The organism is Pseudoalteromonas sp. SR45-4 (assembly GCF_014163535.1).
GTDB classification, from domain to species: domain Bacteria; phylum Pseudomonadota; class Gammaproteobacteria; order Enterobacterales; family Alteromonadaceae; genus Pseudoalteromonas; species Pseudoalteromonas nigrifaciens.
On sequence record NZ_JACJDO010000033.1, the window covers coordinates 1 to 20490 of the forward strand.

General features: G+C 39.3%; 16 protein-coding genes. 5 read left to right on the plus strand and 11 right to left on the minus strand.

Features of this window, described 5'->3' with window-relative positions; genetic code table 11:
* Positions 1-364 precede the first annotated feature (364 nt).
* Positions 365-733 (minus strand): hypothetical protein, encoded by a 369-nt coding sequence (locus H5058_RS13440; protein WP_182678568.1) that lies wholly within the window; start codon positions 731-733, stop codon positions 365-367.
* 459 nt (positions 734-1192) lie between these two features.
* Between H5058_RS13440 and H5058_RS13445 the strand changes: the two genes are divergently transcribed.
* Complete coding sequence (locus tag H5058_RS13445; protein WP_058374423.1) at positions 1193-1729, plus strand: YaeQ family protein; 537 nt, start codon at positions 1193-1195, stop codon at positions 1727-1729.
* A 21-nt stretch (positions 1730-1750) separates the two neighbouring features.
* The gene (locus H5058_RS13450; protein WP_086993140.1) at positions 1751-2356 is read left to right on the plus strand and encodes an alpha/beta hydrolase; all 606 of its coding nucleotides are present in this window, start codon (positions 1751-1753) and stop codon (positions 2354-2356) included.
* Here the strand turns inward: H5058_RS13450 and H5058_RS13455 are convergent.
* On the minus strand, positions 2353-2562 hold the full coding sequence (locus tag H5058_RS13455) for a hypothetical protein (RefSeq protein ID WP_011329578.1): 210 nt from the start codon (positions 2560-2562) through the stop codon (positions 2353-2355). The genes H5058_RS13450 and H5058_RS13455 overlap by 4 nt on opposite strands.
* A gap of 340 nt (positions 2563-2902) precedes the next feature.
* Here H5058_RS13455 and H5058_RS13460 point away from each other — a divergent pair, with 340 nt between their 5' ends.
* On the plus strand, positions 2903-3376 hold the full coding sequence (locus H5058_RS13460) for a Dps family protein (RefSeq protein WP_011329579.1): 474 nt from the start codon (positions 2903-2905) through the stop codon (positions 3374-3376).
* 104 nt (positions 3377-3480) lie between these two features.
* On the opposite strand, the gene H5058_RS13465 is transcribed toward H5058_RS13460, so the two are convergent.
* The 6 genes from H5058_RS13465 to H5058_RS13490 all read right to left on the minus strand — a co-directional run bounded on the left by H5058_RS13465 (position 3481) and on the right by H5058_RS13490 (position 12691).
* Positions 3481-5559, minus strand: a complete 2079-nt coding sequence (locus H5058_RS13465; RefSeq protein WP_182678570.1) for a S9 family peptidase — start codon at positions 5557-5559, stop codon at positions 3481-3483.
* 233 nt (positions 5560-5792) lie between these two features.
* Entirely contained in the window at positions 5793-6359 is a 567-nt protein-coding gene (locus tag H5058_RS13470) for a chitin-binding protein (protein WP_182678572.1), read from the minus strand.
* 276 nt (positions 6360-6635) lie between these two features.
* The gene (locus H5058_RS13475; protein ID WP_182678574.1) at positions 6636-9761 is read right to left on the minus strand and encodes an efflux RND transporter permease subunit; all 3126 of its coding nucleotides are present in this window, start codon (positions 9759-9761) and stop codon (positions 6636-6638) included.
* 11 nt (positions 9762-9772) lie between these two features.
* A complete protein-coding gene (locus tag H5058_RS13480; protein ID WP_182678576.1) occupies positions 9773-10957 on the minus strand; it encodes an efflux RND transporter periplasmic adaptor subunit in 1185 nt (394 codons plus the stop codon).
* 257 nt (positions 10958-11214) lie between these two features.
* Positions 11215-12003 carry a PhzF family phenazine biosynthesis protein gene (locus H5058_RS13485; protein ID WP_182678578.1) on the minus strand — a complete coding sequence of 263 codons (789 nt, stop codon included), beginning with the start codon at positions 12001-12003 and terminating at the stop codon, positions 11215-11217.
* 73 nt (positions 12004-12076) lie between these two features.
* Positions 12077-12691, minus strand: coding sequence for a PQ-loop domain-containing transporter (locus H5058_RS13490; protein WP_011329585.1), 615 nt, complete (start codon positions 12689-12691; stop codon positions 12077-12079).
* A 283-nt stretch (positions 12692-12974) separates the two neighbouring features.
* On the opposite strand from H5058_RS13490, the gene H5058_RS13495 reads away from it, so the two are divergent.
* Positions 12975-14108 carry a PepSY domain-containing protein gene (locus tag H5058_RS13495; protein WP_182678580.1) on the plus strand — a complete coding sequence of 378 codons (1134 nt, stop codon included), beginning with the start codon at positions 12975-12977 and terminating at the stop codon, positions 14106-14108.
* A gap of 86 nt (positions 14109-14194) precedes the next feature.
* Complete coding sequence (locus H5058_RS13500; protein WP_011329587.1) at positions 14195-15370, plus strand: lipopolysaccharide assembly protein LapB; 1176 nt, start codon at positions 14195-14197, stop codon at positions 15368-15370.
* Between the two features lie 74 nt (positions 15371-15444).
* On the opposite strand, the gene H5058_RS13505 is transcribed toward H5058_RS13500, so the two are convergent.
* From H5058_RS13505 to H5058_RS13515, 3 genes are all read right to left on the minus strand, one after another.
* Positions 15445-18276: a hypothetical protein gene (locus H5058_RS13505; protein ID WP_182678582.1), complete on the minus strand. Its 2832-nt coding sequence runs from the start codon at positions 18274-18276 to the stop codon at positions 15445-15447.
* Positions 18277-18394: 118 nt separating this feature from the next.
* The gene (locus H5058_RS13510; RefSeq protein WP_182678583.1) at positions 18395-19930 is read right to left on the minus strand and encodes a PH domain-containing protein; all 1536 of its coding nucleotides are present in this window, start codon (positions 19928-19930) and stop codon (positions 18395-18397) included.
* On the minus strand, positions 19923-20456 hold the full coding sequence (locus tag H5058_RS13515) for a PH domain-containing protein (protein WP_182678607.1): 534 nt from the start codon (positions 20454-20456) through the stop codon (positions 19923-19925). Before H5058_RS13515 ends, H5058_RS13510 begins: the two co-directional genes overlap by 8 nt.
* Between the last annotated feature and the right edge of the window lie 34 nt (positions 20457-20490).

Here is a 20490-nt window from a genome sequence, read left to right on the forward strand (position 1 = left end):
GTGCATTTATTTAAAGCGTTGCCGAATCGAGATGAGGGTGATGATGATTTTACCGACCTAATGCCGTGGAATGTGCAGCTAGACTTCGATTATAGCTAAGCGCACTGCTTAAATGCGCGCTTACAAGCAAATTGGGTTTAAACACAAACCAAAAAAGAGTAATTGATTAATAAACATTACAAAAATAAATGTACCAGTATATAAACTGGCAATTTTTTTAGTCTTAGCCCAAAGAGCATTTAGCCATTTCATTTAGTTACCCAGCATATCCTAGTTATATCCATATAAAACTCTTAATCCTTCCACTATTTACATATTCCTCAGAACAGTAATGAACACATGAAAACCAAGCGGGGCACGAGATCTAGTCAGCAGGAGATACCTCAAGGTTGTAACGGCTATTAATATTCATCCTTAGATTGCCTTTGTAAGAGTCAACAGTGCCCGTTCCACAAACCTGTTTATTTTTTAGAGAAGGCATTTCTCCCAGTTTCCTCTCAATTTTTGGCAACATCCTATTCCAAATAACAAACGTAATAGAACTGTTTGGGTAGTTATCATCAAGATTTAAGTATATACCTTTTTTAAAATCTCGGAGTTGGATTAATTCACCACACACTCTTACTTGTTTGCCCTCATATTGCATGGCCTGAGAAGAGTCTACTGTTAATGGCTCTGCTAGCACAGAGAAAGGGAAAGAACATAAAAGTGCCAACCGTACGATGTGTTTCATACTAATCCTTGTATTTTGATTAAACGAATGTAATGTATTTATACTACTAACACCTTACATTTTTTGTTCAATAAAGATAGGGGGACATTTAATTTTATTGCACTCGTAAATCCGCTTATGTTTAAAAACTATCTCTAACTTTAACCAAAAAAACGCAGAACTAAAGTAACTCCCTCTAAATCATATTGCTTAGCATTTTTTGGTAGAAATACACTTTATTTATTATCCATTAATATGGAAGGCTCAAGGCAATCGCTCATGGCTAAATCATGAAAATATAAAAAACAACTTACACAGCTGTTGCTTACACGGAATATCTATTCTTTTGCAAGTCAATTCGCACAGATAGTGAACAACTGGATAGCCATTTTTAACTCCTAACGTATAATTTGCCGCTATTTAAACTGGCAATTCATTTAATTGCGCTATACTGGCGCAAATTTTTTCAAATAAGTAGTTATGGCTCTTAAATCCACCATTATGAAAGTGCAGTTGTCGCTTAGCGATATGGACCGTCACGTTTACCAAGATTTTAATTTAACCTTGGCCCAGCATCCTTCAGAAACCGAACAACGTTTGATGATCCGCTTACTCGCTTTTGCACTCAATAGCTGTGATGGTTTAGAATTTACCAAAGGATTAAGTTCTGACGATGAGCCCGAGCTGTGGCATAAAAACTACAGTGAAGAAATAGAGCTGTGGATAGAGCTGGGTTTACCTGACGAAAAGCGCCTTAAAAAAGCCTGTAATAAAGCTAAAAAAGTGGTGCTTTACACTTATGGCGAAAACAACCAGGCTATTTGGTGGCAAAAACAGCAGCCTAAATTACGTGATTTTAAAAATCTTAGTATATTTAGTTTAGATTATGGTGTTACCCAAGCTTTGGCCAATTTGGTTGATCGTAATATAAAGCTTGCTATTACTATTCAAGATGGCGAGATGTGGGTTAATACCGACACGACCAATATTGAAATAAAACCACAGCAGTTAATGTGATAACACCAAGGTGAGGGGCGTATGAAGGTTAAGCAGGTTATTGTTTTACACGGCTTATATATGTCTGGCTTTGTGATGCGCCCGTTGTGCTCTCGCTTAAAAAGTTCTGGCGTAAAAGTGTTAAACCTAACTTACAATACGCTCACTCCTAATCGCGATGCTATTTTTGCGCAAATAGATGAATTTATAGGCGATCAGCCTTCGGCTTTTGTTTGCCATTCTATGGGCGGGCTTGTTGCTCGTGCGTATCTTGAGGCGAACTCGCCTGCAAGCCAGCATGTTGAAAAAGTAATTACTTTAGGCACCCCACATAAAGGCAGCCATATTGCGCAAAAAATGCAGCAAAAAGGGTTTGAATCTTTTTTAAAAAATAGCGTAGAGTTTTTACTTTCTAAAAACGGTAATTGGCCTTTTAAAGCCAAACTTTACAGTATTGCTGGTGATTTACCCATAGGGCTTATGCCGCTTATTGTTAAAGGCAGTTGCTCTGATGGCACTGTATTACTTGATGAAACCAAGCTCAAAGGTATGGCCGAACATAAAGTGTTTCATTTAAGCCATACCAGTATGATTTACTCTCGCCAAGTACTCGATTATATTTTAGAGCGCTTAAACGAAGACGATTAATCTTCTGCCGCTGCTGCAATTTTATAACTAATTAAAAATATAATACCTAATACTAGTGGTATAGGTGCGGCTATATAACCAAAAGTATCAAAGTTAGCAAAGCTGGCACTGGCTAAATGCGCTATTACGCCAATTAAAAACACTACCACGGCGATACCCGTTACGATCAATTCAGCTTTATGTTGTTTAGCTGTTTTTGTGCTCACTTTATTTCTCCTAATGATTGCTACCTCCTTATTATGCGTTATCAAGTCGAATGATTTTTGACCTAAATCAATTAATGCGACAGCGGCGCACTTAACTTGTTTAAAGCTTGTTTTGGATCATGATTTGTAGTGTTGAAGATATATTTTCCCTTCAGGGGTGGTATTTTAATTAATCCGACCCATTACTATTAATGATCTATTTATTATTTTTATAAGTAATGTAAGTACACGATTTATTTAAGCTATTAATCCCATCTATTTAAATTATTTTACTAACGGCTGATGATAGGCAATACTCATTAGCAGTTAACGTTATTAACGGTTATTTAAGGAACAAGCTATGTCACAGGTAAATGCTATTGGTTTAAACAGTGCAAAAAGTGAAGACATTATTAAGTCATTAAACTCGCTACTGAGCAGCTATCAAATTCAGTACATGAACGCACGTGGGTTTCATTGGAATATTAAAGGCCGTAACTTTTTTGAACTACACATTAAGTTTGAAGAAATTTATAACTTATTGCTTTTAAAAGTAGATGAAGTTGCTGAGCGTATTTTAACGCTAGATGGTGCGCCACTGCATGCGTTTTCAGATTACCTAGAAGTAAGTAAAATTAAAGAAGCTAAAGGTATTAGCGACGGTGTAGCTGCAGTAGAGAACTTACTTGCAGGTTACAGTGTGTTGATTAAAATGCAGCGCGAAATTTTAAGCCAAGCAGCCGATGCAAACGACGAAGGTACAGCCGCGCTAATGAGTGATTATATTTCAGAGCAAGAAAAACTTGTTTGGATGTTAAAAGCTTACTTAGATTAATAAAAGTTAAATGCATTAACCGCTGTATTTAAGCAGCTATAAAATAAAAACATCGCCTACTTTACAGTGGCGATGTTTTTATTTGTGCACTTTTTAATTGTTGCCTAATTATTTAGTAAGGCGATAAAAAAGGCCATTTCGAGCGCTCTTTCTTCTAAGCTTTTAAAACGCCCAGATGCGCCACCGTGTCCGGCATCCATATCGGTTTTAAATACTAAAATATTATTATCGGTTTTTAGCTCGCGCATTTTAGCTACCCACTTCATCGGTTCCCAATATTGTACCTGTGAGTCGTGCAGCCCTGTGGTTATTAGCATATGCGGATACTCTTGCGCGCAAATATTATCGTACGGTGAATAGGCTGCAATTACATCATAAAATTGCGCATCGTTAGGGTTACCCCACTCGTCGTATTCGTTGGTGGTTAGCGGAATACTTTCATCTAACATAGTGGTTAGCACATCTAAAAATGGCACATGACAACCAACGCCACAATAAAGATCAGGTGCTTGGTTTACCACGGCTCCCATTAATAAACCACCCGCACTGCCACCCGATGCAAATACTTTATTTTTATCGCCGTAACCTTGCTCAACCAGCGCTTTAGTAACGTCTATAAAGTCGTTAAAGCTGTTTTGTTTATGTTGTTTTTTACCTTGCTCGTACCACTGCCTACCTAACATTTCTGAGCCACGCACATGCGCAATAACGTACACAAAGCCGCGATCGAGTAAGCTTAATGATGTACTCGAAAAACTAGGATCAATAGTATAGCCATAAGCACCATAGCCATATTGAAACAACGGGTTAGTACCGTCCTTTTTAAAGCTCTCTTTACGGTAAACAACAGATACAGGTACTTTTACGCCATCGCGTGCAGTTATCATTAGGCGTTCTGACTGATAATTATCGGCGTTAAAGTCTCCTAATATTTGCTGTTGTTTTAGTAAGGTTTTTTCGCCTGTAGTTAAATCAACATCGTATAGCGAGCCAGGCGTAGTTAAGCTTGAGTAGTAAATACGGGCACTGCGTGATTCTGGCTCTGGATTCATTGCTATGGCGGCGTAGTAGCAAGGATCTTCAAACGCTAATGTCATGCGTTCACCTTGTTTATTAACAACCACAAAACGGGCTTGCCCTTGCTCGCGCTCACTTAATACTAAAAAGTCGTTAAATAATTCAACACCTTCAAGCAGTACATCATCGCGATGAGCTGTGTGCTGCTGCCACTGGGTTTTATCGGCAATAGTTTGACTGGTTGCGGTCATTAAGCGAAAGTTTTTGGCTTGCCAATTCGTCACTATGTAAAAAGTATCGCCAAGCTTATCAACGTCAAATTCATGGCCTTCTTCGCGTGGCATTAATGCGTTGAACTCGCCGTTTGGCTGGTCAGCATCAAGTACCCAAGTGTCGTTAGTTTCGGTGCTGGCTAAATCAATAATAATAAGGCTTTCGTCGCGACTTTTGCCCAGCCCCATAAAAAAGCTGCTGTCTTGCTCTTCGTACACCATTACATCTTGGCTTTGCTCTGTACCCAGCACGTGCCTAAATACTTGGTAACCTAATAATGTTTTTAGATCTTTTTTAACGTAAAAAACCGTTTTATTGTCGTTAGCCCAAACCACTTGGCCTTCGGTGTTTTCTAACTTATCGGTGAGCATTTCGTCAGTGGTTATATTTTTAAAGTGCACGGTATAAATACGACGCCCTTCAGTATCTTCTGAGTACGCCATTAATTGCTCACACGGGCTCAGTGCTACTTCGCCTAGCTCAAAAAATTCAAATCCGGCCGCTAGCTTATTTACATCTAATAAAATTTGCTTATCGCTAGTACTCATATCACTACTGCGATAATGACGAGAATATTCGTCATCGCCACGCACTTCAGAGTGATACCAGTATTTGCCATCTTTAACCGGTACTGTATTGTCGTCTTTTACAATACGGCCCTTTAGCTCTTCAAAAAGAATGTTTTGCAATGGCTGCATTGGCGCTAATTGCGCTTCACAATAGCTGTTTTCAGCATGTAAATGCGCTAATACATCTTTATTTTGACGTTCGTCATCACGCATCCAATAGTAATTATCGATACGTGTTTTATCGTGTGTGTTAAGGGTATAGGCTTGCTTTTCAGCAATAGGGGAGCTTGGCAGCAAGGCCAAAGAAAAATCAGAAGTAGACACAAATAAACCGATTAAAAAATAACAATATTTGCCAGTTTACCATAAAAATAAAAAAGCCCACTCATTGCTGAGCGGGCTAAACGGTATAAGTATAATTACTAAAATTTCTGCAATTTTTATTGTTGTCTTTATACCTTGGAAGAGAGCACCTTGGGAAGAGAGTACCTCAAGAAGAATATCTTAAGAAAAACACCTTGAGAAATAATTCCAATTCAAAACTGTATACAAGCTATTTATTTTACTTGCTGCCAAGCCATAGCCCAGCTTTTACCCACTCCGGGTTCAAACATGGCACTTTGCTCACCATTAACACGGCAATACTCACTAAATGGCCATGCTTTACACTGATAAATATGCCCTGTTTTGGGCTGCAATACTTTTATGCCTGCATTATAACTATCGCCACCAGCGGGATAAACACTATCGTATTCTGCGCTATTTTCTATCACCGACACATTGCGTTTAGCCAAACAATTAACACTAACATCCGCTTTACAAATACCGCTTGATTCTAGTGCAAATATTTGATTATAACGATAAGCAACTACTAGCCCTGTATCGGTCATGCGCCCTGCGCTAACTAAGGGAATATGCACATTAATATATTCTGCTATTAGGCGCGGCCACGTATTAGGCTCTCCCTGCTCAGATACCGTCACTTCATAACTAAATGATAAATCGACTAGCTCTCCTTGCATGTCATAAAAGGTTACTACCACAGAATCGCCAATAGATAATTGGACATCCTGATTTAAGCAACCTATTGGTGTCCATTTTCCACAGACCAATGACGTATGCATAAACACAGCAACACCTTAAAATCCAAACCTTGCACTGATAATACACAAATACACAGCCAAGACATTTAGAGCAATAAACAAACAAATGTAAACTAAAGATTAGCTCAGTTTATTAATAAGGTGCAGATTATAATTCGCAAGCTTGCAACAATCAAACAAACAAACAAACAAAAGAATGTAACCAAGATTTAAATCTAATACTTAAGCTCTATACAAAACAAAAAGCCAACCTAATTCGGTTGGCTTTTTACTTTGCTGCTTACTTACAATGCTATTTTAAATTGTAGCTTTAGTGGTTTTTTTACTAAACGGGCGTTTAAATAACGCGCCTATATCCATTAAAATAATATATAAACACGGTACTAATATCAGTGTTATTAAAGTAGCAAACATAACAGCAAAGCCCAGCGCTACTGCCATTGGGGTAACAAATTTAGCTTGTAGGCTGGTTTCAAACATAATGGGTAATACCCCTGCAAAGGTAGTAATTGAGGTGAGCAATATAGCTCTAAAGCGTGCACAGCCTGCCTCAATAACGGCATCTTTAATACTTACGCCGTTACGGCGTACTTGGTTTACATAATCGGTCATAACTAGGGAGTCGTTTATTACTACCCCTGCAGCGGCTATTAAACCAAAGCCCGACATTAAACTAATATCTAAACCAAACCAATAATGCCCCCAAATAGCACCCGTTAAGCTAAACGGAATAACCGACATAACAATAAGCGGTTGCGAGTAACTTTTTAATGGCACAGCCAGTAAAATATAAACGAGGATCATGCCGCCAATAAAAAACATCATTTGCTCACTTGCTTGCGCTTGTTGCTCCTCTATTGCACCACCTAGCTCAGATTTAACTGTAGGGAACTCATCTTTAAGCTGCGGCAATAAGTTTTCTTTAACTTGTTTAACTACTTCACCTGGCTCTATTTGTTCTTCGTCGATACTGCCATATACATAAACTGTACGATAGCCTCCTTCACGGCGAATATAACTAATGCCTGGTGTTTCGGTTAGCTCAACTACATCACCGAGTAATACCTCACGCCCTTGTGGTGTGGTGATCACTGCATGTTTAAGTGATGAAAATGCTTCGCGAGTAAGCTTAGGGTAACGAACCATTACACGTACTTCTTCGCCGTTTCTGATCACGCGCTGCGCTTCACCACCATAAAAGCTAGCACCTACTTGGGTGGCAACACTCGAAAGATCTAAACCTAAGTCGTAAGCAACCGGTTTTAAGCTCATTTGCACTTCTTTACTAGCAGGATCAATGGTCGAGCTAATATCAAACAAACCTTTTTGTTGCTGCAGTAATTGAATAAAACGACGCCCTGCATTATTTAGCGTGTCTATGTCTGAGCCATACAATAAATAGCCAAACTCACCATTACCGTTGGCACCGCCGCCGCCAGCATCATCTTGAATAGTTAACGACTTAACGCCAGCTATGGTTGGCATAGCCTCACGCCAACGACGCGATAACTCAAAGGCGTTATACGGACGTAAGTCTTCATCAACTAATGGCGCTAATAACTGTGACTCTGTTCTACCTTGGTTAAATACCAAGATATCGCGGATCATTTTTTTACCAAATTCACGCTCGGTTGCTTCATCAACTTGCAGCACCATAGCTTCAATGTCGCGAATAGCTGCAATGGTTTGTATGTCTGAAACATTGTCATTCATTTCTACGCGTATTTGTGGAAAGTCGTGCGGTACTTTAGGGGTGGGTACAGTACGTACTTTGTTTGAGGTAATTAACCCAACGCTAAGAATAAGCATTGCTATAAATGCAAACATCACCGTCCAGCGCCATTCTACGCAGCGCACAATAAAGCGTTTATACGGGCCATTTACAAAGCCAAAAAAACGGGTATTAAAGCGATCGCGCCAACTGCCTTTTTTAATAGGTGCAAAGTGCGTATGAGCAATATGCGCCGGTAAAATTAGTTTTGATTCAACCAAACTAAATACTAAGCACAGCATTACCACTACCGCTATACCGTAAAAAAACGCGCTTTCTGGGCCGCTCGATAAGGTAAATGGTGCAAACACTGCAATTGTGGTTAATACGCCAAAAGTCGCAGGCGTTGCAACACGATTAGCGCCGCGCACTACTTTTTCAACACCACCACCACTTCTTTCTATTTCGGTGTAGGCGCTCTCTCCTATGACTATGGCGTCGTCCACCACTATTCCCAGCACCATAATAAACGCAAATAACGAAATAATATTAATGCTAATACCAAATACCGGCATCATCATCATCGCACCTAAAAAGCACACTGGCAGCCCTAGCATTACCCACAGCGCCAGTTTAAAACGCAAAAATAACGACAACATAATTGCCACTAAAATAGCGCCCTGAAACAAGTTAGCTTTCATCATATCAAGGCGAGCATTTAGATAGTAAGTCATATCCATTAATGGCTCTAACCGTATACTGGGTGGCAGCTGATTATTTTTTTGCTCTATAAATGCTTTAACCGACTCGGCAACCGGGATCATGTTTTGCTCTTGGGTTGCTTTAACCGAAAGATACACCGCATTTTGCCCATTAAACTTAAAGTAGCGCTCACCTTCGGTAAATTGGTCTTTAATTACGGCAATATCTTGCAACAATACTTTTGCGCCATATTCGCCAATTTTTACCGGTATTTTTCGAAACTCTTCGCCGCTATAAAATTGATTTTCTACGCGTACCGAAATAACTCCCGAGTCAGTTTTTAGCTGCCCTGCCGAAAAGTTAGCTGAATATCTGCGTACTGCATTCATTACATCGCTTAAGGTTAAGTTATATTGGCGCAGCGTATCGGGTTCAATTTCAATGGCTATTTCATCAAGTGGCACATCGTTAACAACTAGCGATACATTAGAAAGCTGCAATAACTCACTCTCTATTTGGTTTGCAATTGGCTTAAGCTCGCTCAGTGGCAGGTCGGCTACTAAGGTCATGCCTATTACGTCTTGTCTAAACTCTACTTGGCTAATTGTTACCGGCTCCATACCGCCAGGAAACGTGGCTATACCATCTACGCGAAGTTTTACTTTATCGAGCACGTCGGTAAGTTTAACGTCAGTATTTATTTCTAAGCTCGCACGGCCACCATTACGAAACGCACGATACACGCCTTTTTTAATTTCGGTTACATCCTTAAGCGACTCTTCTATTTTTATGAGAATGCTTTCTTCTATTTCTTGTGGCGATGCACCTGGATAGTTAGCTTCAATATTAATGTAGTTAATTTCTACATTAGGAAACATTTGGCGCTGAATAGTAAAGTAACTAATAATCCCCATTACAATGATAAAAAACATCATTAAATTGGCAGCTACCGAATTCTTTGCAAAGTAGGCAATAATACCCGTTTGTTTTTGCTCTATTGGTTCATTCATATTTTGCTGCCTTACAACTGCTGAGTATTAGAGTTGCTTGTCTCTGAGCTTTCAGTTGCGCTGTTAGTACTAGTACCAGCCACTTTTACTTCCATGCCCTTTTGCGGATACTCTGGCAAGGTAACAACGAGTTTATCGTCTGCATTTAAACCGCTGTTAATATAAAAAAACTCACCTTCTTCTCTAATAACCGTTACTTTGCGCGGCTCAAGTTGCTGCTGCTCATTTACTATCCATACCGTTTGATTATTCACTAATGCTTGCGGTAAACGGTAAATGTTACTGAGCATAGCGCCTGCAAATCTTACCTGTACGTAGCTGCCAAATTTAATTGCTGGTTGTTTGCTTTTTAAACCGTAAGGGTCGTCAATTCGCACTACTAAACTACTCATGCGGGTAGCACTATCTACAATACCTAAATCGCGGTCTATTACTGCTTCACGAGTAAAGCTATTTAGTCCTTTTTGAATCACTGTTGCAGTAATACCTTTAATTCGCTCTGGTAAAAAAATACTATCAAAGCCGGCAATAGGAATGATCACCTCTGCGGTTTCTATGTTATTAATTTCGGCCACTTGCGAACCCATAGATACAAACTGACCCACACCAATATTACGACTAATAACGAGCGCATCGTATGGCGCAGTTACTTCGCAATTTTCTAAGTCACGTTGCGCACGCTTTAAGGCAGCTTGCGCCGATTTAACCGACGCTTGTGCACTCAAAACTTGTGGTTTACGTAAAAATAAATCTGTACGGGCCTTACCAGGAAAGCGTGTTGCTTCGTCTGCTGCTACTTGCGCTTGTGCTTGTTCTTCAATTAAGCCTGCTTGTGCGCGTGCAAGCTCAGCTTCAGCCATTAAAACGGCTGCTTGGTAATTATCTTTTTCAATAGTAAATAGGGTTTCGCCACGGCCAACTACACCACCGGCAATAAAGTTAGGATGCCAACTTAATACCTCACCCGACACCTGCGCCGACAATTGGGTATTTTCAAGCGGCTTTACTTCACCGTAACTATTAATAATAACCTGATGATTATTTGCCAAAGCACTTTCCACTTTAACGGTAGGGCGTGTATCTACTGGTTTTTTTTCTGCTGATTCTTCTGCAATAGCGTTAATTCCCATAAAGCTCACTATGCCAATGGCAAGTGCAACAAAAGGAAAAACCCATTTAAGTATTCTTGTTTGCATAACTTAATTACCTCAAAAACTCACTAACAACATAATAACAGAGCTTAACCAAATATTAACGACGCATTTGTAAGTAACTATTTCTAAAATAACTCTCAATTAATAAAAAGAATAACAAGTAATACTATAGAGAAATTAAAGCTGTAATTTTTAAGTTTATAAATCAATAACTTTAAACAAGAATAAATAATAGAGGCGCGGTTTGGAGTAATAGCATGGTTTATTTATACACAATTTAGAAAGTATGCAGCGCTTTGCTAAATAAAAATAGTGCCGGTTAAATACCTTACCGCATGCCCTGTGATCGTTACATATGTATCACCAACATCGCATAGTAACTGCCCGCCGCGGCTCGAAGCCTGATAAGCGCTTAACGTAGTTTTACCCAATTGCTGAGCCCAATAAGGGGCAAGGCCGGTATGAATAGAGCCTGTTACATAATCTTCATCGCCACCGCTTGCAGGCCAAAAGTAGCGAGACACAAAGTCGTATTCATCTCCAGGTGCACTGGCAACCACATCGAGCGGAAATAATGTTTTTAGTAACTGCGAATCGGTTTTAAGCTGAGTTACATCTTGCTCATTATCGTAAATAGCAAAGTAAGCTTGGCGGTTTTTTAGCACTTTTGTGGGTGCTTTTGATAAACCATTTAGCAGTGCAGAAGGGGCATTTAATACAACAACCGGTGCTTGTTTTGGAAAGGTCATGGCAAAGCTACCATCGCTATTTTTATTAACGACTAACTCGCCCACGGCAGCAGCATAAAAACGCACTTGCGCTAAATTATGCTGCTCACAAAGCACATAAGCAGCTGCCAGTGTGGCATGGCCACAAAAGTCAATTTCCATCAAAGGTGAGAACCAGCGAATAGCAAAGCTGCCATCGCTTTGCTGGCAAGTAAAAGCGGTTTCGGACACGTTGTTTTCTGCGCCAATTTTTAGCATTAAATCGTCGTTTAACCACGTATCAAGGGGGATCACTGCGGCATAATTGCCTTTAAATAATTCATTAGTAAACGCATCTATTTGATGAATAGTTAATTGCATGGTTTAAACTTTATAATTACGAATAGCTTAAACCTGCCACAGTTAAATTAAATTATCACTACTATTTTAAACGTTATACCGTATTAGGGCGCATTTTATAATATTGAATGCAACCAAGCTGCGCAGCGTTGGTGAGTAAAATCATCACAAACGTTAAAATATGCGCAATACTTTGCGTAGCCATAGCAAACTCGGCAAATAAACCACAAATACCCGCCACAAACTGCAAGCTAAAATAACGTGCACTTAAATTACTAATATCACCACTGCGAATAGTTTTATACGTTTGTGGCATTACACGCACCGAGCTCATTACCAAACCAACAAAGGTTAACCACGTTAGTACCTTAGCTGTATCAAGTACTGGGTTAGCTAATAACGTAAATGGAATAAGCGAAAAAGCCAACATACACAGTAACTGAACACGCTCTTTTCGTTCAGCATTATAACGCGCAAAATAGTATAAAATAGAACCACTTAATATACCTGTTACTATAAATGGCAGCGCCATATAAAAGCGCTCAAAATACAGATTAAAGGCAATAAAGTACGTACTTTGTGCAACACCAAAGGTCATCATCAACAGCGATAAACCCGACACGCTGCGATTTTTACGAATTTTATTTAGCAGTGGTAAAAAACTAAAGACTAAAATAAATGAAGACAATACAGGCAGAAAATGTGCCAAAGCAACCTCGCTCGTTACGTAAGTGTTAATAGGAATTAAAATGGAAACATATAATAAACATATGTTTTTAAAGGATTTTATATTATAGCGGCATTGTAGTGGCGACTAGATTTTACTCAACTAAATTGAAAATATTTTTTTAGCAGCTGGCAACTTAGCTATACAAAAATCGTTAGCTTAAGTTCACGCTTTTGCTGTTTTTAGCATAACCATCTGCAAAACTTGAATTGCAATTGATAATTGTTATCATGCGCAATACTTATCATCTTTTCTTGCTTTATATATGCGAAAAACACTGTTTAAAATTCATAGCTGGGTTGCCCTTATTGCTATCATCCCCCTTATTGTTATTAGCATTACAGGGAGTGTTTTAGTATTTAAAAGCGAAATAGATGGCCTGCTAATGCCAAATAGCCACTTTGTGGTAAAAGCACTACCTGAGCGGCTACCTATTGATAAGTTAATCGCTAAAACAGAGCGTACTTACCCTAATTATATAGTAGCTAGTTGGGAAATATTTAACGATGATACCGCTGATCGGGTTTACTTAATAAAGCGCGGTACAGAGCAATGGGCTAAGTTACATTTAAACCAATACACAGGTGATATTCTGTCAGAGCCTGTGGGTACCAACCATTATTTCACCGATTGGTTTTTAGAGCTGCATTACACCTTTTTACTTAACGATTTTAAAAATTTACCAGGGCAAACGGGCACTGTATTAGGGTTCTTTTTTGCGGTGTTTTTACTCGTATTGGGTATTAGCGGTCTGATTATTTATCGCAAATTTTGGCGACGCTTATTTAGCGTACGCTGGCGTGCAACACTACAAATAGTGCTTAGCGACATTCATAAAATGACCGGCGTGTTAGGCTCACCCATTATTATTATTTTAGCCATTACTGGCGGCTACTTTAACTGGGCTGTGTGGTATCACGAAGTGATAGAACACGCACAAGAAGAGCATTATGTACTAACCAACCCCTTATACAGTCACGACATTTCGTTGCAGCAAATACTCGATGACAGCAAAAAACAAATCTCTACTTTTAACGGTACTTTTTTAGTTTTGCCATTAGAGCCAGACGAAAACATTACCTTATTTGGTGAAGTAAGCACAACCAATCCGCTGGCTAGTGAATACGCCAATACAATTACTTACAGTAAGCTAACTGGCGAGCACATGGCTAACTGGGATATTCGCGAAGTAGGAATTGGCTGGCAAGTAATTGATAGCTTTAGAAAGCTCCACTTTGGCTACTTTGCAGGGCTTGTAAGTAAGGTGCTGTGGGCTGTTATTGGCTTAAGCCCTGTATGGCTTGCAGGTACTGGCTTTTATTTATGGCTTACCCGACGTGCACGCAAAAAGCAGTCACGACAAAACCGTTTAAATAAACGCCGCACAGCAAACCCTTGATTAAAAAACAAACTCATTATAATGTTAGGTAAAGTAGTAATTAACTCTATTTAAGCTACTTACTTTTGTATCAATGGAGTGAGTTTATGAAATTTTATACGCTTGTGATAATTACTATTTTTTCATTAATAACCGGCTGCAGCAGTACTAACAATCAAAAGCAAATACTGCAAACTATACCGCTTACACAAGTAATTAATCATGCTTTATTTAGCCAGCAACCCACTTTATCTGAACAAGCTATTTTTGAGCTGTCTGAGGTCGAGACAGAGCAGTTTTTAGCGTATGCCAAAAAACAGCTATTATCTGGGATTCGTACCGATAGAGTTGTTTATAATTACCTTGAAAACCAACTAACTAACTTTACATATCACGGCGATACACTCACTTCTACACAAACAGTTAATCGAGCGCAAGGAAACTGTATTAGCCTAGCGGTGCTTACCCAAAGCTATGCTCGCATTCTTGGTTTAGATACGAGTTTTCAAGAAATGACCAGCGAGCCTGTTTACGCAAAAGAAAGTAACTTAGTGTATGTAGCTAACCATTTTAGAACTATGGTTTATGCCCCTAAAGAAATAGGTACCGCTAAAAACATAAATCCAATAAGCACAATAACAACCCGCGCAGGTACGTTAATCGACTACTTCCCAACTCGAGACAGTATTTACTCAGGTAGTGCTAACCATAATGACTTACTCGCTAAGTTTTATAGCAATTTAGCCGCTAGCGCATTAGCAAACAAACAATTAAACATGGCATATTCTCTTATTTTGCAAGCTAATAACTACACCCCTAAAGATCCTGAGCTATTTAACTTAGCAGGCATATTACACCGCCATGCTGGCGACTTACAAAGCGCGAAAAATATTTATCAAGCAGCATTAAATAACAATTATGCGAGCATAAATTTAATTAGTAACTATCAATTATTAGCTCAAAAGCTTGGTGATACTCAGCTTGCGCAGCAGTTATCTTTACAACTAATAAATATAGAAAAAGATCCTTATGAGTTATTAGTACTGGCTAAAAATGAGTTACAAACAGGAAATATTTATAGCGCTAACAAACATGTTGAGCAAGCAATAGTAAAAGCACCGTATATAGCCGATCTGTATTTAGAGCTGGCGAAAATACGCTTTCAGCAAGGTAAAACTCAACAAACACAAAGCTTACTTGAAAAAGCCATCGAACTTGAACGCGACAAACAAAAGCTTAATGTGTATCAAGCTAAGTTACTGTCGTTAAGTATGACAAAGTAAATGTGGGTTTTACGGCACTTAAATCGCCGCTCAAACCCCGTTATTAATTATTTTTACCTTTGCTTTTAAAAACGCTAAAGCGAATAATAAAAACTTAACCACGCGCGCATTTCATCTGCAAAGCTATCGCCTTCTACGCGCGATAAGCCCAAATTAAACGTTAAATCATTTATACCTGCAGGCCCCATCCCAAAGCTAATATCACCTTGATATTTTAAGCCGTAACTTTGTGCATATACCATGCTATCAAGTTGGTGTTGCTTGTAATAAAGCCAAGGTAACCCCTCTTTAAAGCTAAACCCAGCACCATAACCTTGATAACGCTTTGCAGTTGCACTGTAAAAAGGCAGCTCAGATGAAAGTACAAATTCGCTACTTTGTTGCTGATTAATCAGGTTTGAGCCAAAGCCACCTAATGCAAGGCTGCCATCATCACGTTGCTTTTGCTCAAGGCTTGCATAAAGAGGAATACCAAATGCTTTACCAAAAATTTGGGCGGCTAAATCGTAACCTTGCCAATTATTACTTTTGCTGCTGCCATCGTACCAGCTCGCATAAGTACTTTGGCCTATAACAAAGTCTTGGCGGTCATATTGCCAGCTTTGAGTAACGCCAAAGCGCGTCCAGCTTTTATGGTTTTGTTTGTAGTCAGTGTAATTATAAGCAAGCTCTGGCGTTAAGTTTAACTGCCCAAATTTAAGAGGGTAACTTATTGCAGCAAAACCACCGCGCGCAGTAATATCGGCGCTTAAGCTTGTTTGATTTAAGGATTTATATTGGCGTGCTGTATTTAAATTATAATCAAACACGCTAAGTTTGAATTTTACTGGTAATGCACTGTATTTTGCCTGCACAAAACCACCATGCAAAGCACCATTGTGCAAGTCGGCGCTATACCCTGCCTGTAAGTCGAGCTGTTTTAATAAATCGCTACTTTTAACCCCTAAATTCAACAAACTGGTTGCAGCCGAATAATACTGCGCGCCTAGTGCAAAAGTGGCTTGTTGCTCAAGTGCATTGTAGCTACTTTGTGTGCCTACTTGGTTAGTGTAAATGTTAGCTTTTGGAAGTGTGTGTTGATTAACCATGAGCAGTGGCGCATTTTTAGTGGTTGCAATATCACTAACCATATTCCCTTGGTGTGTTTTCGCTAGTTGTTTTATATTGGGGCCATCTGCGCTAATCGAGAAATAAAGTAATGAGCCATCAGCCATTTCAATGGGATGTGCAACCGCTTCTTGCCCTTGAGTTAGTTTAGTGAGTGTTTTGCTTGCAATATGATAACTATAAATATCGGTAGCGCTATTTAAGCCAGCAATAAAGTAAAGCGACTCTCCATTTTGGCTAAAACTTGGTTGGCTTAAATATTGATACCCGTTTGGCATAGCCACTGATTGACGGTGCTCACCATCAGTATTTTGTATATATAATTGCCAATTTTCGTTTAAAGATGCTGATAAGTAAGCTAATTTAGTTTCATCAGGGTTTAATATTGGGTAGTCATACGCCGTTTTTAAACTTTTACTAAATAACTCAGTGACGACTTTAGTGGTTAAATTTACTTTCACTAATTCTGAGTAACCACCTCTTACTTGCTCAGCATATAAGGTTTCACCATCGCTGGTTACGCTAAAACGGCGAATACCTGCAAGCTCGGTAAGCTGCTCTATATTGCCGGTTTCAGTGTTGTAGCTAAAAACATCAGAAACACGATTATAACTCCCCGATTCCTCAGTACTAAAAGCACTAAAATAAAGCGTGGTATTATTAATCCATTGTGGGTTAGCTATGCCTGCTCGGTTAATTTGGTTAAGCACTTGTTTTTGCTCACGCTTAAATACACCAGGTGCAGTGTCAGCAATATCTAGGGGATCATTTTCTAATAGCTTTTTTTGTGCTTTATTAAAGCTATTTTCGGCTTTAGTATTTTGCTCTGTGCTGTACACAATAAGCTTAGTGTTATCGTTTTTATCACGCTCTACAATTGCCAGCTTACTGCCATCTTTTGCAAGCGCAGGGTTACTTGCATATAAACTAAGCTGTAGCCACAGCTCACTATTAAGCTTAGGTTCTAATTGCTCTTTGGCCATAGCTTTGTAAGTGTATTCAGCTACAAAACGGCGGTACAGCTTAGCGGCACTTTGCCCAAACACGCCGCTAAATGCTTGATCAAAATCACGCACTTTTACGCCTTGCATGCGTGTCCAAACGCTATCGAGCGTTTGCTCTGAATAGTTTTGCTCTAACCAATTTAAAAAACGGCTACCAATTAAATACGCCATGGAGCTGGCCATAAAGCCACCTTCGGTACTATTTAACTGTGAGTAGCTGGGCAACGCTCCTTGCTGGGCAAACTCTACTAATATTGCTTCTGAGTAGTTATCAAATAAGCGCCCACGACCGGTCATTTTAGATTCAATTAACGTGGCATAACCCTCGGCAACCCAACGAGGGGTATTGCTGTAAGTTAAATCGTATAGATCCCATAGACTGCGTATTTTTTGCTGCCAGTTATTACGTGTTGGCTGTGCTAAATGCACTAAGTGAATGTACTCGTGCAATACCAATAACTGCTGCCAACCTGAGGTATTTGATATAACAGTATCTGATTGTGGCGGCGTGGTAAAAAGTGCCATTATCGGGTTATTTGAGGTAGGTAGCGCAAAACCATTCGCTGCATTTAAGGGATCAAACACCACTACATCTACAGTTTTATCGAGTGCGCGGTTTTGTTGCTCAAGCACTTTGGTACGTACTATTTCGAGCTCTACAGCAGTCGATTTGGCAAAGTCGGTATGCTCAATACTGTAATGCACATTAAAGTGCTCGGTATGAATGGTTTGCCAGTCGTTGCCATAGCTCGGCGCGGTAAGTAATAAAGCCGCTGCGATAAGTGTTTTTTTCATTATAGTCCCTTAGATGATCCCTTAACTGCACCTAGGTTATTACTAATTACTTTTAGTTGGCAGTAATAAAGTGTAATAAAACATGTGCAACTATAAACTACTCATGCTTTTAGTAGAGCTACATCCAGCTACGGGGATCAGATTCAACCTGCATAAGTGTAAAATCAATTATAAAGTCAGCATCTTGCTGCTTTATATAGGGCATAAAAGCGTAACCTGAGGCGAGTTGTATATACACACTTTTTAACCCTGAGCGACGCATTAAGTAGGTACTTATACTACGGGCACTTTGTGTTTTATACAGTTCAAACACCCGATAATGTACGCCAATCAAGCCTTTGCGCACCACCATATAATACCGGCCATTATCTTCATGTAAGTAATAGCCATAACGCTGATACGACAAGGTAACTAAACCAGAAAATGCAACAAATACACCTAAACTAAGCCACATATTAAACTCAGCTACTAAGCAAAAAACAAATACTAATATGCTCGGTAAAAGCGCATAAAAAACTAAGTTTTTATATAGTAGTGCGCGCTCTGCGCCTGTAAATGCGAGGTTTTTGCTATTAAACCAAGGATAAATCCATTGGCAAACACTGTTTACTTGTGCCGCGTTTAATACCGGTAAGAGCAAGGTTTGTTTATTATTTTTAGCAGCAACGCCTGCTACCATACCACCACTGCTCGCTTGCAAGCATTCAACGGTAAAGCGTTTTAATAGTCGGGCAACTAAGTTTTGTTTTATAACAATTGATTGCACCTTATCTAAGCTCATAGATAACTGATGGCGCTCTAATAAGCCAGCAATGCGTTTAAACTTTTGTCCTTTAAAATACAGCTCGTAGTTATAAAACCGAATCAACGACATGCCAACCGACAACAACACCGCAATAATAACCAACAAAACAATTAAGGTGATCACCGCAAACATGGCAGCATTGGCCACTATACCTAGCTCTTGCTGGTAAAAGCCCTCCATTTTAGCAATCAGCTTTTGCTCTAAAAAATCGATAACAACATTTATAAATGGCGCAATAGCTGCAAAGGCTAAAATAGCCATATTTGATATTAAACCAAACTTAGCAATTTCTTTATTGCTAATAAATAGACTGCTTTGTGCTGTTACTTGGTGATCTACATTGTCAGTTACAGTATCTTGTTGCTGGGCTTTGTAAGCAAAAATTTGTTTACGCATTTGTTGTGCGTGTTCTTTGGTTATTCCCGGCAGTACCACTTCTTGCGCTACGCTACCTGCGGCATCAAAAATACAATTTACTAAGTTAATAGGGGTAAAATAAAACGGCTCAGCAATATTTACGTTTTGTACGCGAGCAAATTTAAGGGTTAAACGCTCTTTTTTAAATACGCCTTTTTTGAGTAAAATTTCGTGTTCTTCAGAAATACAAAAACGAAAGCTTTTATAATATAAAAAAGAGTAAATAAGCAAAGCAACAAGCGCGACGGCTCCGGCAATTTGTCCCCAAAATAGTTTGTTTTCAACTTGAGTTACAAACACAATCGTAATAGGTAGCAAATTAAATATGCCATCTCTTATAACTCGCACCATAAAATGGACAACAAAATACACTAACGCCCAAGGCGATACAGCTTGCCAATGTAAACTACTTGCGCTACCAGCGTTACTCATCTGCAGGGGTTGCTTGTGCGATGTTATCGTCGTTGCGGTAGTTTTGTACAAACTGGCGCATATTTTTACAATCGTCGTGAGTTAAGCCGCTAATTTGCAGGTCGGCGCTCATGCCACCAGCGCTGTATAGCTTTAAACTCGCTAAGCCGAGTTTGCGCTCAATTGGCCCGCGGTGCACCTCAATATGCTGTACTCGCGCTAGCGGCAAAATAACTATTTGCTGCCAAATAATTCCCTTTTTAAACGCGATATCGTGGGTGCGCATTGCTGCCCCTTGCAGCTTTATACTCACTACATTATAAAACATTGATAATATGATAATTATTGGCATGCCAATCAACAAATACGTTTGCGCTAGATTAGCAAAAGCAGCATTTAAGTAACACGCCACCACTAAGCCGGTTATTAAAGGAATATAAAACGCCAGCCAATTAAGTTGCACATGCAGCAAAGCGTTAGCCGCCAATGGCTTAAACTCAATATTACTATGTTGTGGTAAGTTGGTTATTTGTTGATTATTAAACACCATATTATTGTTTAAACTCACTATTACTTATATA

Excerpts from the sequence above, each read along its gene's own strand:
- H5058_RS13500 (WP_011329587.1), top strand. The coding sequence starts at position 14,195 with ATGAAATTTTATACGCTTGTGATAATTACTATTTTTTCATTAATAACC.
- H5058_RS13480 (WP_182678576.1), bottom strand. The coding sequence starts at position 10,957 with ATGCAAACAAGAATACTTAAATGGGTTTTTCCTTTTGTTGCACTTGCC.
- H5058_RS13510 (WP_182678583.1), bottom strand. The coding sequence starts at position 19,930 with ATGAGTAACGCTGGTAGCGCAAGTAGTTTACATTGGCAAGCTGTATCG.
- H5058_RS13475 (WP_182678574.1), bottom strand. The coding sequence starts at position 9,761 with ATGAATGAACCAATAGAGCAAAAACAAACGGGTATTATTGCCTACTTT.
- H5058_RS13440 (WP_182678568.1), bottom strand. The coding sequence starts at position 733 with ATGAAACACATCGTACGGTTGGCACTTTTATGTTCTTTCCCTTTCTCT.
- H5058_RS13470 (WP_182678572.1), bottom strand. The coding sequence starts at position 6,359 with ATGCATACGTCATTGGTCTGTGGAAAATGGACACCAATAGGTTGCTTA.
- H5058_RS13450 (WP_086993140.1), top strand. The coding sequence starts at position 1,751 with ATGAAGGTTAAGCAGGTTATTGTTTTACACGGCTTATATATGTCTGGC.
- H5058_RS13505 (WP_182678582.1), bottom strand. The coding sequence starts at position 18,276 with ATGAAAAAAACACTTATCGCAGCGGCTTTATTACTTACCGCGCCGAGC.
- H5058_RS13495 (WP_182678580.1), top strand. The coding sequence starts at position 12,975 with ATGCGAAAAACACTGTTTAAAATTCATAGCTGGGTTGCCCTTATTGCT.
- H5058_RS13445 (WP_058374423.1), top strand. The coding sequence starts at position 1,193 with ATGGCTCTTAAATCCACCATTATGAAAGTGCAGTTGTCGCTTAGCGAT.
- H5058_RS13485 (WP_182678578.1), bottom strand. The coding sequence starts at position 12,003 with ATGCAATTAACTATTCATCAAATAGATGCGTTTACTAATGAATTATTT.
- H5058_RS13460 (WP_011329579.1), top strand. The coding sequence starts at position 2,903 with ATGTCACAGGTAAATGCTATTGGTTTAAACAGTGCAAAAAGTGAAGAC.